This is a genomic window from Serratia aquatilis (genome assembly GCF_044865145.1).
Classification (GTDB): domain Bacteria; phylum Pseudomonadota; class Gammaproteobacteria; order Enterobacterales; family Enterobacteriaceae; genus Chania; species Chania aquatilis.
The window spans coordinates 982975-998150 of the sequence record NZ_CP173186.1 but is presented as its reverse complement, the minus strand read 5'-3'; the positions used below and the strand labels follow the sequence as shown (position 1 = coordinate 998150).

Genomic DNA, 15176 nt, shown 5'->3' with positions numbered 1-15176 from the left:
CATCAAGGGATCACTTGCCACGCTGACGCTCGTCCACCTGACAAGTCGCACCACCACAGCGGAAGATCAATGCCATTTGTCCTCCGTAGTCGTTCACGTACACTAGTGCCGGTGTGGCGCCCAGTGCAACCGCACTGCCACCCAGTTGGATACTGCCTTTCGGCGGCACCATCAGCGGTTCAAACCCCTTCACCACCTCACCATCCTTCTTCGCACTCGCCCCAATCAGCGTCACGAAGTAGGGGGTGGGATTATTCACTCTGTAGCTGTCACCCGATTTCGTCAGCGTCAATTGCTCCTGAAACGGGATAGCCTGCTGCTTCGCTGCCGCCTCCGCCAACGCCGCCGGGCGGTAGAACAACTTAACGCGTGTCTGCAGCGCTATTTGCAGCACGTTTTGCTTATCACTCTGTGGAGGAATTTCCCGCAGATTGAAGTAGAACAAAGACTCCCGGTCCTGCGGCAACAGATTGGCCCCTGGCATTGCCTGGATTTTCAACTGGGTCTGTCCCTGCGGCTCCACCCGTTGTACCGGCGGCAGCACGGTAAACGCGCTGTTCCCCTCCAGCTTGGTGCCCTGTACATCCTCCAGCCACCCCTGCGCCAGATACGGCAGCTCGGGGTTCTGGTTGCGTACCGTCAGGCTCACCGATTTCTCGTTACCCGGAAAAACCACCCGGGTCCGGTCCAGCGAAATAGCCGCCTGGGCCGACGGCAACACCGTGCTCACCGTGACGCTCGCCAGCAGGCTCATCAAAAAAATATGTTTTAGGGTCATTACCTGTGTCATTACCTTGTTCTCTTTCTTTGGGACGCGGGACCTCAACGGCCCGCTGCCTGTCATGTGTTGGTGCCCCTGACAAAAGGCCCCATCGTGTTCACTCTGTTGTTTGCCGCGCTGTTACCCTTTCACACAAAGCAGCAGCAAGGTACTCCCCATGTTCCGGGGGATCTCTGGCGGCAGCGTCACCCGGCACTGTTCCTGGTTGTTCCAGTGCACACTCAGGTTTTCGCCTCCCTTAAGACCGCTGAGGTAGGCATTCCCAGCATCGTTTACCATGCCCACCTCCTGCCGCTTCGCGTTCAGTACCGTGGCACCGAACGGCGGTACCGAGCCGTCGGCCAGACGGAGAACCGCAATCGCCTTATAACCCTCTACCACCTCAAAGTGACGGTAACCAATCGCCCCTTCGGTCAGCGTACCCTGCATCACCGAGTTGGTGGCCTGGGCGTTATCCGCCAGTTTGTCGACGTCAATACGCACGCTGTTGCGGTAATAGCTGCTCACATCTGCCACCACGGCCTTGCCGAACAGGTTGGAGTAGACTGAACTGCCATAGCCGCCCACAGGCACCCCGGCCACGCCGTCGGTGTCGATCAGCATCCGCGTCCCGCCCAATATCCCGTTACGGTGCAATGCTCCCCCCTGCGGCGTCAGGGTTGCCCCCCCTGACATTGACAGGCCCACTGAGCTGTACTGCCCACCAAGCACGCTGGCCGAGCCATCAATCTGGGCCAGTGAACCGCGATGCGAGTAATAACCGCTCAGGTCGGCATAATTGCCCGTCATCCCGGCCCGCAGTTGATAACTGTCCGCGTCACCCACTCGGTTAAAGTAGCTGACCGCATGACTGTTGGTGCCTGAGGTATAAGAGCCGCTATAGCTCACCGACCCCGAATTGCCCCACGGCATCGACAACGACAGGTACATGCCGTCATCCTTGGAGTTGTTGAAGTTGTTACGGTAGGCCGTCAGCGACAGGCTGACGTTACGAAAACGCCCAATATCGAAGTAACGTGCCAGCGACAGGTTGTAACGATCCGTCGGATCCTGATTCCAGTAGGTTTGGTGGTTGTAACTCAGGTGCGCGCTTAACCCCAATGACGCAAACTGCTGGTTTAAGGAGAGGGTGTACATCTCCTTGCCTCGCCTCGGGGCAACTCCGGTCTGGTCATCCTTCGCACTCAGGTAATCCGCCATCGACATAAAACGGTTGTCGGAGAAGCGATAACCCGCGAAAGTTACCTGGCTGCCGGTCTGTTCAAAGCGTTTCGAATAACTCAGCCGATAAGAGCCCCCCTTCAACGTTCCCTGTTGCGGCAAGCGTGCCCGCGACTGCGTCACGTCGGCCGACAATGCCCCAAAGGCCATCAGGTCTCGTCCGAGTCCCACTGACAGTGCGCCGTAGTTATCGCTACCCAACCCACCACCGTACAACGACCAACCGTTGCTCACCCCCCAAGAGAACTCTCCGGTGGCAAACACCGGCCCGTTGACCTGGTGCTTCCAGTCGGAAGGACGTCCCGTCGCCAGTTTAAAACGAAGCTGCCCGGGACGGGTCAGGTATGGAATGGTGGCGGTGTCCACCTGAAAGCGCTGTACGCTGCCATCGGCTTCTTCTACTCGCACGTCCAGCGCCCCGGAGACTGCGCTGTCCAGATCCTGGATACGGAATGGCCCGGCGGCAACCAGCACCTCCTTGATAACCCGCCCCTGCTGGCTGATAAGCACCTTGGCGTTGCTCCGCGCCACCCCACTCACCTCCGGGGCATAGCCGCGCAGGTTCGGTGGCAGCATGTTGTCGTCCGAGACCAGACTACCGCCGGTAAAGCGGAAGCTGTCAAAGATATCGGAGTTGAGGAAATCTTCCCCCAGCGTCAGTTTGGCACGCAGCGGCACAATCGCCCGGTGTGCGGTGTACTGAGTCCAGTCGAAAAACCGTTCACTCGGCTTGCCCGAACCCGTCTGGTGACTGATCCGAGTTTGCCAACTTGCCCGCAGCCGCCATGAGCCCATGTTGGCTCCGACCACCCCGTTACCCGACATGGTATTGTTTTGTCTGTTGTCATTGCTGTTTTGGCGCTGAGTCTGCGCATTAACGTTGTAGTCCAGCAAAATGCCAGGGATCCCCTCTTCCCAACGCGACGGCGGGTCCCAGTTGGCACTGCTGTACTCCAGGTAGGCCTGTGGAATATTGAGGGTCAGGGTATTGGTATTTAAATCCCCCCGCACCTCCATCCCCTTCAGGCTTGCTACGTCCAGACACTGGCCCTCGTGCCACCAGGTCAATCCTTTCAGGGCGGTATCGGTCAACCCCAGTTGCTCCACCAGTTCCGGGGGCAAACAGGCTTTGCTGTCTTTTGGGTCGTCGTCCGGTGCCAGAAACACCACTGGGCGTACCGGCAACGTCTGGTTGTTTAACTTGATGGCCAGCTCATAGGTGCCCGGCAGGATGAATCCCTTCTGGGTAAATTGACTTAAATCGATATTGCCCCGGTCCTTGAGGTCCAAGATGTCCGCGTTGAACTTGATATCTTGTGCCTGGACGACACCTACCGCCCCGAGCAACACGCTGGTTCCCAGACTGGCCTGACACAGTATGGCCAGCAGCGAGCGGGAAAAGTAACGCGCCATGAAAAGAGTCCCTTTAGTAATAATCCATTCTGAACCGGATAGCCGAGCGATACTCCCCGGCTTTGAGCGGTTGCTGGTTGCTCACCAGATTCACCCGGTAGTGCAGCGTCGGGTCCCCTGGCATCAACGTCACGGGCAAGGTTTCCCCAGGCCGGGCGGCCTGCCCTTGTGTATCCTGTATCCGCAGCGCCACCCCCTGTGCAGTGCCGAACACGCCAAAGTGTTCGCGGTCTCGCGCACCGTCAAAGGTCATTTGAAAAAGCTGCCAGTTCGACTGCCCCAAGTCAGGACGAGGCAGGATGCAGTCCACCAGCCGCAGGGTAAACCCCTGCTCCGGGCCTTGCCCCGCACGCGCGAGTTGTTCAATCGGCAAAGTCTTCATCACCACGGTCTGCGCCTGCTCCCCCACCGCAATGGTGCAGGGCGCCTCCATGATGCTGCCTATCATGCTGACGCGCCCCTGTACCAGAATGTCGGGAGGCATCACCGCAGCTGAAACATCAAAGGCACGGCACATCAGCAGGAAAGGCAGCACGCAGGGCAACGCGGGAGAACTCCGTTTCATTGGTACACTCCTGTGTCGAGACGGTAAAGAAACCTGCGGCAAACCGCCGCAGGTCAGACATCACTGCGTTATGCAGTGAGGGGGATTACTGGTAATCCAATACAAACTCGGTAGGCACTTGGAAGCTGCCCGGAACGATAGTGGCACCAGCACCGCCGCCTTTTAGCGCTGCGGTGAAGTTCAGAGTGTTGTTACCGTCTGACACGGTCTGCTGAGCAGTCTTGGTGTTCAGCTTGACCTTGGCACCATCCGCCTGAGAAATCAGAATGTAAGCCCCTTGCGCCGAGCCCATCATGCCCAGGCTTTCAGCATCATAGCTGGAGGCAGAACCTTTGAAGGTCACGGTTACTTTGTCTTTGGTGCCCGTAGTGGCAATCACACAGTCTTTCAGCTCGATGCTGAATGGCTCTGGCGAAGACATACCGGTGTTGCCGTTAGCTGCCAGGGCCACGTTGGACACCGCGCCCAATGGGATAGTCTGGTCCAGGGACCCTGCTGCGATGGAGCATGGCGCATCAATGATAGAGCCAGTAAAGGTAATTTTGCCGCTACCCTGGTCTGCATTGGCAAAAGACACCAGACCAAACGCCATAACAGTGGCCATTGCAATATTATTCAGTTTCATGCTTGTTCATTCCTTTAGAACGTTAATTAACGAGTTTTAACGAGTTATGTCGAAACGCCTGACCCCGCAAATAAAGCACACTGTCCGACCAAAGCCGAAAGCCTTCATTATTAATAGAGGAATGCAGTATCGACGTGCATCCTTGCCGATTGATGATAAAAAAGGATCCGTCCTTTCTTAATTACAAGCAGGGTGATAAAAGGAATGAAAAGGTTACGAGCAACATAAGAAAAATCCATATCATCCGTTGATAAATTCCAATCCCATTTATCTGAGCTAAGAATCTTCTCACACGTAAAAACATAATTAATGTGAAGAAAATCCCTCCCCTGATTTGTTGCGAAAATTATTGCTAACATTAAATACTTTTAAAAGCCTTTTTATTCACGCGCTGTAATTTCACCATAATATCCTTACTTTTATTGTATTGTTTTCACATCGCGATTTATATGTTCATCAAGAAACGCAAATCCAGCATATTATATCGAGTTGTTATTTTTTGGCGATCTTATTGATCGAATAAGTGGTTTTTAGTTATATATTACTCGGCATTACTGTAGAGTATCAGCAATAGGACAGAGTGCAGACTGTGGGTAAATGGAGTGCGGTATCCCCTTCTTCTCCGCTGGTGTTCTACCGATTCAGGAAACAACAGATAGATCGGCCAAGTAAGGATAATAAGTATGTCTAATCAATCAGATAGCAACAAAGAGCTGATTCGGGTCCTGACGGCATTGCGGACATTGTGCGATATTAAGTGCTCGTCAACTACCTTACCTCCCCAGTCATTATGGCCGAAAACTCGGCATATTGCCGATTATTGTGGTATGGATATCTATACATCCCGGCGTTATTTAATGAAGCTAGCAAAGAGTAAAAAAGCTTATATGTCAGACGGTTCGATAAATAATAGTCTACGCTGGCATATTGCCCCCCCAACCCCTGCATTATGAGCAATCACTACCCCTCGTCTACGAGCAAGAATGCGTAATAATGCCTAAGAGGAATAGAGTTCGAGAGATAAAATGAAGTCACCAATTATTATTGGCATGTGGGACAACGATCACTTCTTTATACAAGGAATGCAACATATTCTTAACTCTTACTTTCATGCTAAGGGAAATTCTGTTGTATTTATGACTTTTAATAAGGCCAATATTGTCGACCTAATGATGGTAGACCTGATTATCAAGAGCACAATGTCCTGGGAGAATGTTGGGTGCGAACGACATAAAATTGTTATCGCACGGAAAAACGAATCAGGAGAAGAAGGTCTCTTTCGTCGGCTAGGGGAAATCAACCGTCGAGAAAAACCGGAAGCGATGTTTCGCCTGCTGGATAAACTGTTTACATCATCGTCCTCAAACCAAGTTCGTTATCATACGACTGGTATTGGAATCAGCTCTCGGGAACATGATGTTCTGCGTGGCATCGCAGCAGAACTTACCCATCATCAGATAGCGAAGAGGCTGCAAATCAGTACCAAGACCGTCAGCGCCCATAAGCATGCCGCAATGCGCAAATTGGGGTTCAAAAGTACACACGAACTATATAACTGGCTACTGCAGGACGGAGTCACCTGCGGGGGAGAATTAGGCCGTATCCCTCAATTAAACATGATATGCTAATCATCTAATTTCCAATGATTTATCACTTTAGATCGCTACGATTTTTCTGGTGCTACATGGCGCTCCCCCTACCATTCCTTTAGAACGTTCTCGACGCACTGGGCATCCCTATAGAGAGTCATCAAATTCCTGATACGCCAGTAGCGCAAGACACTAAGCTGTGTCCCTCTTAACTGTCCGTGGTGCCGTCGCAGACCCAAAAGCCCATTATCAAGGCGAAGGACGAAGGGCAGAGTAGCCCTCTGTTCAAGCCCGACAATGCAGAGGATGTTTTTTTGGGGCACGACCCGCAGGGCTGGGGCCATTCGTACGCATTGCTGCGTTGTCGCCGTTTATTGGATCCACCAAACCTCACGCCTTGCTCTGCGTACAAATGACCGCCATTGACGTTCGCGTCCAGTTAAGGGACACAACCTAAGAAGCTGTCAAGTCAGACATGATTTTTATTTGGCAAGGCCAATCACAGCAGGCTCAGCGGTGAAGTCCTGTACCTGGTGGTCAGGCAAGGCAAGAAGCTGTTTCGCAGGCGTCGTTATAACGCCCGCAGAGCATTCAGCCTGAAATAACTTGAAAGCCAGATTCTCGCTTGGTGCTGTGCTCACATTACGTCAGAAAGATCCGTATTCTTGTGAGAAATTTTTTCTTGTCGCATGATATTATCCGCTTCGGTCACTGCTCGTTACAGAACATTTCCGAGCATTACACCCTCGTTTTGTTACTGGGGCAGTGCTGGCCACAAAGTAAATCTTACCAAACTCGGGCCGAGCAACAGATGCAGCCAACCCCCATGCGAATTGTCGTATTTCGGGGATAGCGTACTAACTGAAGAGATGATTGATGAAAGTCTTATTAATCCGGCGAGAAAACATTGGCGATCTGATTCTGACGACCCCTCTTATATCCATGTTGGCCAAAGAGCATCAAGTCGACGTGCTGGTTAACACTTATAACATGCCAGTGCTGGATGGTAATCCGCATGTCACTAACGTCTATCACTACACCAAGTCACACCATGAAACATCGTTGAAAGCCAAGATTGGCGCGGTTGCTCATCGCTTAAAAACAACGTTGGATATTTGGAGAACGGGTTATGACGTTGCTTTAATCGCAGGTAACTGGAACAAAAGAGCCTTAACCTGGGCCAGGTTGTCCAGAGCAAAGCGTGTTATCTCGATTGGCGAAGATGCTCCAGCAGTCATCACCGATAGGATCCCCTACATACAGGAGAAAATGCACCTTGTTGAGGAACTGGTCCAATTAGCGAGGCCACTAGGTTGTGAGTTACGGCCTGGTAAACTTGAGCTATATGTTACTCCAGCTGAAATTGAACAAGCAGCTGAAAAAATCAGTACCCAGAACAAGTTACCGTTGTATGGCCTGCAAATCAGTTCAAGAAAACCCAATCAGAGATGGCCGGTAGAGTACTTTATTGAACTCGCACATCGTTTATCTCAACGGGAACCTTGCAGAATCATGCTTTTTTGGTCGCCAGGCTCGAGTGATAACCCTATGCATCCAGGTGACGATGAGAAAGCTGCAGTGATCGCTCAAAGTTGCAGTGATATTGATCTCATCCCATACAAAACCAGCAATATACGCGAATTGATGGCGGGGATGGCTTTGTGTGATCAAATCGTGACCAGCGACGGTGGGGCACTCCATATCGCCGCAGGCGTCGGTAAGCCTGTGGTAGCCCTGTTTGGAAATAGTGATGGATACCATTGGGGGCCTTGGCAGGTACCATCGCGGGTTTTGGAAGCCACTGATAATCATGTTAATAGCTTATCTACGGATCAAGTCTATGGAAGTTTTATTGATTTGAGAAACGAGGTGCTTAGCCAGGAAGTGACCGGATAACCCTCTTTTAGGGGTTAAAGCCGTTCATTATCTGGTTTCTCTGGTACAGACAATGAACGGCCAACCGGCCTGTTGCAGAACTTGTAAAACGGAATTGCTCAGTGGAAAACGTATCATTTCTGAGACTCATCAGGCACCAGATAGATTAAGATAAGCCAACATATAGTCCATCAGTGTTGCAAACGTTCAGAAACAGACGTAAATCAATAATATCAAACCGCATAGCAAAACCTGCTCCGTTGGTTTGGTAGCCTTTTATTTCAATATGTATGCTCTATACCCAAAATAATTCGAGTTGCATGTAGGCGGCAAGTCTGAAAGTCGCCAGGAGCATAGCCCACTATGTGACTGGTGCGACAAATCTGCCTGGAGCAGATTTAAACGTTGCTTGCAGCGGCCCCATAGGGGCGAGGCTTATGGACGGGCCGAGTAATCGACGTAGCCAACACCCATGCACTTGAAGTATGACGAGTATACGCGAAAACGTAGATCACTTTGTGAGACTCAAGCTCAGATTGAGCATTCTGATCAATCGCTGAATATCCCATGAACAACGCCTGATGTAGAAGACTATTAACAAAAATCAGGTTAAAAAACATTACCATGTCGCGCACACTACACTTAGCAGACGGGCTGAAGCCAGGAAATTCACTGCTCCAACCTTTCAAGATCAGCTGTAGGTAAGTACAGCAGCGGCGCGCCATGATGATAGTAAAGTGAAATCATCAGTTGGCTAAGTTCCTTGAAGTTAAACGGATCCAATGAAGTCGCTTCTTTGATCTGGTTTAGCCGATAGGTGAGCGTGTTGCGGTGGATGCCAAGCGCCCGCGCGGCGTTAACCAACTCGGCATTGTGCGCAATATAGGTGCTTAAGGTGTTGAGCAACATCTGGCCAGTACCCAATTCCAGCAATTTGGCAATTCTCTGTTTAAAATAGAGGGTAAATGAGCTGGTTCTAGCTTCATTCAACAGCCCACCAAAGGCAAACTGCTTACCATTGAATACCCGCTGTTCCGGCAGCAAGCCCCGCCCATGTTCGATCATCTCTTTAAGCATAAATACCGACTGGCGGAAAATCTCGGCGGAAGCCGATTCTACTCCCACACCGATGGTGTAGTGACTCAACTGCGTTTCCATAAATGCGTTAACATCATTAACCGTTGCTTCTGTCTGTTCGATAGCGGTAATAATTAACAATATTTCATCATTGCTGAGTAATATAACCCGCTGAGATTTTAAAATCTGTGAGAGTTTATTAAGAATATGGTCGATAGTTTGCCCTAGTAAATGGCCACCGGTTTCGATATTAATCAATAGCGGTAACAACGGTTGTGACAAATCAATCTCTTGGCGCACCAACTGCTGGATAATCTCCTTACCTTTTTCAGTATCACCCACCTCCAGGTACTGCTTAAGCAATAGATCCCTGATACGGTATTGCCAATTCATCTCGCGGATATCTAAAGACTGCTTGATTAGCAACTCCGCCGCCAGAATAGCCAACTCGGCGTAGCGCGCTATTGCCGCAGGATTGCCACTGATACCAATAACCATAACCACCTGATCATCAACGATAATAGGGTGATTAATCCCGGGTTGAACATTTTTATACCGGGCCGCTTGCTGAGCATTTTCAATCGTCATCCGCTGGCGGTTCTTAATCACCTCATCGGCTACCTCATGCCGCTCACCAATTCTCTGTGGTTCGCCAGAAGCAATAATCACTCCTCTATGATCAATAACATTAACGTTATAATGGATAATACCCATTGCACGCTTCACAATGGTATTTGCTAATTCTAAAGTGATCAGCATATTTATACCCTGATGATATAAACCCTTCATTATAGTGAGTGGCCCGTAAGATAATACTGGATATTTCTTATCATTCCTCCGCCGCTATTTCTGCGGCAATAAGTAAAACCACCCAATCAGCTAATGCAGATCGTTTTAAGAAGGAGTTGGGCACGGAGCCAAACCCAGCATAGCACCCCTATCCAAAAGGGATGGGGCGCATGGTTCGGCCTTCTTTGCTCAAATATTACCTTTCCCGCTCAAACAACATAGAAATCCCCTGCCCACCGCCAATGCACATGGTGGCTAAACCGCTATTCACACCACGCCGTTCCATCTCATACATCAGTTTTACCGAAATAATGGCCCCGCTGGCACCAACAGGGTGCCCCAACGCTATGGCCCCACCGTTGACGTTCACTTTGGCCTGGTCCAACTCCAGATCGTTAATCACCGCCAGCGATTGTGCGGCAAAGGCCTCATTAAGCTCGATCAGATCGATATCATGCACCGACATATTCAGCTTTTGCATCAGCTTGCGTGTCGCAGGAGCTGGGCCGAAGCCCATTATTTCGGCCTCACAACCGGCCACTGCCCATCCCCGGATCACCATCTTGATCGGCAGCTCCTGTCTTTCTGCGTTAGCCCGGGTGGTGATAACCAGCGCCGCCGCCCCATCATTGATACCTGATGAGGTTGCCGCCGTGACCGTACCGTCTTTTTTAAACGCAGGCTTTAGTTGCGCGTACTTCTCTTTCGGTGTGTCTCTTGGGTGTTCATCGATAGCAAACAGGCGGCTGTTTTTGCCTTCACGAACTTCGAGCGGCAAGATTTGCGAGGTAAAATAGCCCTCTTTGATGGCGGCTAAAGCTTTTTGCTGGCTTTGCCAGGCAAACTCATCCATCGCCTCACGGCTAATGTTAAAACGTTCTGCCACAAACTCGGCGGTCATGCCGTTATGATAAGGCCCTTCCGGCCAGGTCAGAATAGAGGTGATACCGTCCTCCAACTCGCCATGCCCAAGACGATAACCGTAACGCGCCTGGCGAATATAGTGGGGAAGCTGGGTCATATTTTCTGTCCCGCAGGCAACGGTGATCTCCGCATTCCCGGTTTGCAATTCCAGCATGCAGTCAACAATCGCTTGCAGGCCGGAGCCACATTGCCGATTCACCGAGTAAGACGTTGTCTCGTTGGGTAAACCTGCGCGCAATTGGCAAATACGGGCGATAAAACCGCTCTCTGCAACTTGCCCCACGTTGCCCACCACTACCTCATCGATTTGTGCTGGCTGCAGCCCGGCTCGAGCAACGGCTTCACGGATCACCGCCGCACCCAAATCGTGCTGATGTGTCTGTTTAAAACTGCCACCCATAGTGCCGATCGCCGTACGTACGCCGCTGACGACCACAATGTCATTTGCATTCTTCATTCGATTCTCCTTACAGCACCATGCCGCCGCCGACGTTAATTACTTCGCCATTGATATAGCGCGCTTCGTCGGATGCCAGAAACGCGACGCAATGACCGACATCGACCGGATCGCCGGCATAGCCAGCAGGGATTTTACCGATCATGATCTCCCAGACCTTTTCCGGCACCCCGCGAGTCATGTCGGTTTCAATAAAACCAGGGCAGATGGCGTTAACGGTGACGCCTTTCTTCGCCAATTCGCGGCAGGCCGTTTTCGTCAGGCCGATCACCCCAGCCTTTGAGGCGGCGTAGTTGGCCTGCCCCAGATTACCTAACCAACTGGCGGAAGAAATATTGATGATCCGTCCACCGGCACGTTCACGCATCCGCACTGCGGCTTCCTGCATGCAGTGGAAAGTGCCCTTCAGGTTGATGTCGATGACCAAGTCCCAATTCTCTTCCGTTAACTTGTGCAGCATGGCATCGCGATTAATTCCGGCATTATTCACCAGAATATCCACCGGCCCCAGTTGCTGCTCGGTTTGTATAAATAACCGGTTAACCTCTTCACGATTAGCAATATTACAGGGGATAAAAATGGCTTTATGACCGGCATTCACCAGCTCGGCGGCAGTTTTATTGCCACCTTCCTGGTCAACATCGCAGATAACCACTGCGGCCCCCTTTGCTGCCAATACTTGGGCAATGCCTCGCCCAAGACCACGGCTGGCCCCGGTGACAATCGCCACTTTATTTATTAAAGACATAGGGTACTCCTTATCGTTTTTAATTTCTGGACAGCATTTCTTTCAGGCCAAATGGAGCATCACAAAATAGCGCAGCGTCCATCTGTTTTAATGAAGCGGAAATAATCGGCATAAATTCCATTTGCTGCAGAATATCCCGTTCCAGGTCTACGCCTGGAGCAATCTCTATCAGTACCGGGCCCCGCTCCGTCAGTTCAAACACCGCTCGTTCGGTCACCAAATGCATTTTCTGTTTTTTCTGGCGAGCTATTTCACCGTTGTAAGAAATCTGATTAATTGACTTCACCAGTTTTTTGACCGAACCCTCCTGCAGGATCTTTAATTGCCCCCGCTGGAATGTCACCTCAAGCCCCTTGGCAGTGAAGGTAGAACAAAACACCACGTGGTGTGCGCTTTGGGTAATGTCGATAAATCCTCCAGCACCGGTACAGCGATCCCCCATGCGGGTGGCATTGACATGCCCGTTGGCGTCCATCTCCCCGGCTCCCATGTAGGTGATATCCACACCGGCACCGTTGTAGTACAGCATCTGCTCCTGATGGTTAATCATGGCGGTCAGGTTTTTACCGATACCGAAATCAATGCCACCGGCCTGCACACCGCCATAAATACCGGACTCAACGGTGATGGTTACCTCTTCACTCACCCCCTCTTCATGAATGATGGTGCCAATAACATCGTTGGGAATACCGGTGCCCAGATTGATCACACAGTCTGGGGATAAGAACTGGCAAGCGCGGCGGCCAATCACCTTGCGGATATTGAGCGGTAACTGTTCCACTTCGCTGGCAGGCGCGATCAGGTTGCCGCAATAGGCCGGATCATAGAACCAGGATGAAGTCTGGCGGTGGTCCTGCTCAGGGTTTTCACTTACTACCACCGCATCAATAAAGTTCCCCGGCACGACGATCTGTTTAGGATGCAAACTCCCCTTCTCTGCCAGGTATTTCACCTGGGCGATCACCTTGCCGCCAAAGCGTTTCGCCGCCAGTACCGCCTGCAGAATTTCCAGCTTCATCGCCTCTTCTTCACAGGTGAGATTGCCAGCGCGATCCGCCGTGGTACCACGAATGATCACCGTGTCCAACGGGATCGCCGGGTAAAACAGATATTCCTCATCACGCAGGCTGACCACTTCCACCAAATCCGGTAGCGCGCGGGTTAACGTATTCATTTTGCCGCCTTCCAGACGGGGATCGATAAATGTACCCAGCCCCACCTTGGACAGATACCCCGCCTGCCCAGCCGCCATTGCGGTATACAGATGCACAATCTGCCCCTGTGGCAGGCAGAATGCCTCGACCTCGTTGGCCGCAATCTTTTCCATCCACTTGGGTGCCAACCCCCAGTGTGAACCGATAATACGTTTTACCATTCCAGGCGGAGTAAAATGCTGATTACCCCGCTCACGGTTCGACTGCCCGGCCGAGTGAATATAGGTCAAGCCATGGGGCGCACCTGTATCCAGAAAGCGTTGCTCCAGCGCCTTCAAAAACGATTCCGCCGCCCCGACCAAGGTCATGCCGATGGTGCACAAGGTTGAACCGTTTTTCACTAAATCCGCAGCCTGCCGAGCCGAAATCACTTTATTTCTCATCACTGCCTACCTTACGTCTGTGCTGCGGTGCCCACTGGCACCGCGTCTAGGCTCTATTTCTCAATCACAGTTTGCATGTCTGCAACGGGGCTTGTATTGGCGGCCTTATCCTTACTACCCGCAGGTTGTTTCACCCGCGCAGCACCGATAGTGGCAAGGATCAGCAGCACAATGGCAAACCACAGACCCGCACTGGGTGAACCAGTTTTATCTTCCAACAGCCCGAACACATAAGGCCCAAAGAACCCCCCGGTGATCCCCAGACAGGCCAACAGCCCCAGCCCACCAGCCAGCATTGGGCCGCTCATCAGCGTTGCCGGGTAGGTAAAGATGATGGATTGCACCACGAAGAACATCGAAGCGCCGATACAGAAGCCGATCAGCCCCAACACTGGGCCACCCAGCACGCCAATCAGGAAGCCGACGGCCATCGACATAAAGCCGGATACCAACATGATGCGTGAGCGTGATGCGGTGTTGGCATATTTGGGCAGGAAAAAGCCCCCTAATGCAGCCGCGATCCAAGGGATAGCGGTGAGCATGCCGAGCGTCAGAGTGCTCATTTTGCCGTAGCTATTGATAATGCTTGGTAGGAAATAGGTCAGGCTATAGACCGAGATCTGATGGGTGAAATATATCGCCACGATCAGCATAAAGGTCTTATTGGTAAACGCCGTTTTAAAGGAGAATTTCTGGTTTTTGTCTACCCCTACCGGTTGCTCGGCGGCCAGCTTGTTTTCAATATACTCAACGTCGGCTTTAGTCAGCCATTTGGCATCTCGCGGCTTATTGGGCAGTACGGCATACACATAGAACGCCAGTAATACCGCCGGTATGCCTTCCACAATAAACATCCACTGCCAGCCATGCATTCCACCCAGGCCATCCAACATCAGCAAAGCGCCACCCAGCGGAGCCCCGACGATGTTGGCGATACAGACACCGAGCAGGAACATACCTACAGCCCTGGCTCGCTCTTCACGGCCAAACCAGTAAGTGAGGTACAGGATAATACCGGGGTACAGCCCTGCCTCAGCAGCCCCTAACAACAGACGCATGATATAGAAAGAGGTTGGGCCGGTAACAAAGGCCATACCAGCGGAAATCAGGCCCCAGGTGAACATGATACGGGTGATCCAGAAACGGGCCCCAACTCGCGCCATAATCAGGTTGCTGGGGATCTCCATCGTGGAATAGGTCAGAAAGAATAGCCCGGCCCCTAAGCCGTAGGCGGTTGCGGACAGGCCAAGGTCGATGGACATTGAAGCACGAGCGATGCCGATATTAGTTCGGTCGATAAAGCTGATGATATAAACAATGATCAGTAATGGCATCAAATGTTTATATATTTTCGCATTGGTTATTGCTGCCTGATTTTTCAGTGCAATATCTAACTGCCGATTTGACATGATAAATACTCCTCCTCGCGATGAGGCGATTAAATAGGGTAGAGTTTTCGTATTATTATTAGGCTGTGTCCCTTATAGAGTTACAGACGCTCTATTATTTAAATGG

12 protein-coding genes are annotated in these 15176 nt (G+C 51.5%); 3 read left to right on the top strand and 9 right to left on the bottom strand.

From position 1 onward, the window contains the following. Positions 1–10 precede the first annotated feature (10 nt). From SAQUA_RS04530 to SAQUA_RS04515, 4 genes are all read right to left on the bottom strand, one after another. The gene (locus SAQUA_RS04530) at positions 11–754 is read right to left on the bottom strand and encodes a fimbria/pilus periplasmic chaperone (protein WP_380676136.1); all 744 of its coding nucleotides are present in this window, start codon (positions 752–754) and stop codon (positions 11–13) included. A gap of 147 nt (positions 755–901) precedes the next feature. Further along, positions 902–3415, bottom strand: a complete 2514-nt coding sequence (locus tag SAQUA_RS04525; protein ID WP_380676090.1) for an outer membrane usher protein — start codon at positions 3413–3415, stop codon at positions 902–904. A 13-nt stretch (positions 3416–3428) separates the two neighbouring features. Beyond that, positions 3429–3980, bottom strand: coding sequence for a fimbrial protein (locus SAQUA_RS04520; protein ID WP_380676092.1), 552 nt, complete (start codon positions 3978–3980; stop codon positions 3429–3431). An 85-nt stretch (positions 3981–4065) separates the two neighbouring features. Further along, entirely contained in the window at positions 4066–4605 is a 540-nt protein-coding gene (locus SAQUA_RS04515; protein WP_380676094.1) for a fimbrial protein, read from the bottom strand. Positions 4606–5288: 683 nt separating this feature from the next. Here SAQUA_RS04515 and SAQUA_RS04510 point away from each other — a divergent pair. The 3 genes from SAQUA_RS04510 to SAQUA_RS04500 all read left to right on the top strand — a co-directional run bounded on the left by SAQUA_RS04510 (position 5289) and on the right by SAQUA_RS04500 (position 8090). After that, positions 5289–5558 carry a FaeA/PapI family transcriptional regulator gene (locus SAQUA_RS04510; RefSeq protein WP_380676096.1) on the top strand — a complete coding sequence of 90 codons (270 nt, stop codon included), beginning with the start codon at positions 5289–5291 and terminating at the stop codon, positions 5556–5558. 72 nt (positions 5559–5630) lie between these two features. Further along, positions 5631–6233, top strand: coding sequence for a response regulator transcription factor (locus SAQUA_RS04505; protein WP_380676098.1), 603 nt, complete (start codon positions 5631–5633; stop codon positions 6231–6233). Positions 6234–7070: 837 nt separating this feature from the next. Further along, complete coding sequence (locus tag SAQUA_RS04500) at positions 7071–8090, top strand: glycosyltransferase family 9 protein (protein ID WP_380676100.1); 1020 nt, start codon at positions 7071–7073, stop codon at positions 8088–8090. A gap of 648 nt (positions 8091–8738) precedes the next feature. On the opposite strand, the gene SAQUA_RS04495 is transcribed toward SAQUA_RS04500, so the two are convergent. The 5 genes from SAQUA_RS04495 to SAQUA_RS04475 form a co-directional block, all read right to left on the bottom strand. Further along, entirely contained in the window at positions 8739–9905 is a 1167-nt protein-coding gene (locus SAQUA_RS04495; protein WP_380676102.1) for a CdaR family transcriptional regulator, read from the bottom strand. Positions 9906–10131: 226 nt separating this feature from the next. Continuing rightward, complete coding sequence (locus SAQUA_RS04490) at positions 10132–11316, bottom strand: thiolase family protein (protein ID WP_380676104.1); 1185 nt, start codon at positions 11314–11316, stop codon at positions 10132–10134. 10 nt (positions 11317–11326) lie between these two features. Beyond that, positions 11327–12064: a 3-oxoacyl-ACP reductase FabG gene (gene fabG, locus SAQUA_RS04485; protein ID WP_380676106.1), complete on the bottom strand. Its 738-nt coding sequence runs from the start codon at positions 12062–12064 to the stop codon at positions 11327–11329. Between the two features lie 19 nt (positions 12065–12083). Further along, positions 12084–13661, bottom strand: coding sequence for an acyl CoA:acetate/3-ketoacid CoA transferase (locus SAQUA_RS04480; protein WP_380676108.1), 1578 nt, complete (start codon positions 13659–13661; stop codon positions 12084–12086). 53 nt (positions 13662–13714) lie between these two features. Continuing rightward, entirely contained in the window at positions 13715–15070 is a 1356-nt protein-coding gene (locus SAQUA_RS04475; RefSeq protein WP_380676110.1) for an MFS transporter, read from the bottom strand. Positions 15071–15176 lie beyond the last annotated feature (106 nt).

Bases quoted from the DNA above. Each gene is read 5' to 3' on its own strand.
- SAQUA_RS04530 (WP_380676136.1), bottom strand. From the start codon at position 754: ATGAGCCTGCTGGCGAGCGTCACGGTGAGCACGGTGTTGCCGTCGGCC.
- SAQUA_RS04525 (WP_380676090.1), bottom strand. From the start codon at position 3,415: ATGGCGCGTTACTTTTCCCGCTCGCTGCTGGCCATACTGTGTCAGGCC.
- SAQUA_RS04520 (WP_380676092.1), bottom strand. From the start codon at position 3,980: ATGAAACGGAGTTCTCCCGCGTTGCCCTGCGTGCTGCCTTTCCTGCTG.
- SAQUA_RS04515 (WP_380676094.1), bottom strand. From the start codon at position 4,605: ATGAAACTGAATAATATTGCAATGGCCACTGTTATGGCGTTTGGTCTG.
- SAQUA_RS04510 (WP_380676096.1), top strand. From the start codon at position 5,289: ATGTCTAATCAATCAGATAGCAACAAAGAGCTGATTCGGGTCCTGACG.
- SAQUA_RS04505 (WP_380676098.1), top strand. From the start codon at position 5,631: ATGAAGTCACCAATTATTATTGGCATGTGGGACAACGATCACTTCTTT.
- SAQUA_RS04500 (WP_380676100.1), top strand. From the start codon at position 7,071: ATGAAAGTCTTATTAATCCGGCGAGAAAACATTGGCGATCTGATTCTG.
- SAQUA_RS04495 (WP_380676102.1), bottom strand. From the start codon at position 9,905: ATGCTGATCACTTTAGAATTAGCAAATACCATTGTGAAGCGTGCAATG.
- SAQUA_RS04490 (WP_380676104.1), bottom strand. From the start codon at position 11,316: ATGAAGAATGCAAATGACATTGTGGTCGTCAGCGGCGTACGTACGGCG.
- fabG (WP_380676106.1), bottom strand. From the start codon at position 12,064: ATGTCTTTAATAAATAAAGTGGCGATTGTCACCGGGGCCAGCCGTGGT.
- SAQUA_RS04480 (WP_380676108.1), bottom strand. From the start codon at position 13,661: ATGAGAAATAAAGTGATTTCGGCTCGGCAGGCTGCGGATTTAGTGAAA.
- SAQUA_RS04475 (WP_380676110.1), bottom strand. From the start codon at position 15,070: ATGTCAAATCGGCAGTTAGATATTGCACTGAAAAATCAGGCAGCAATA.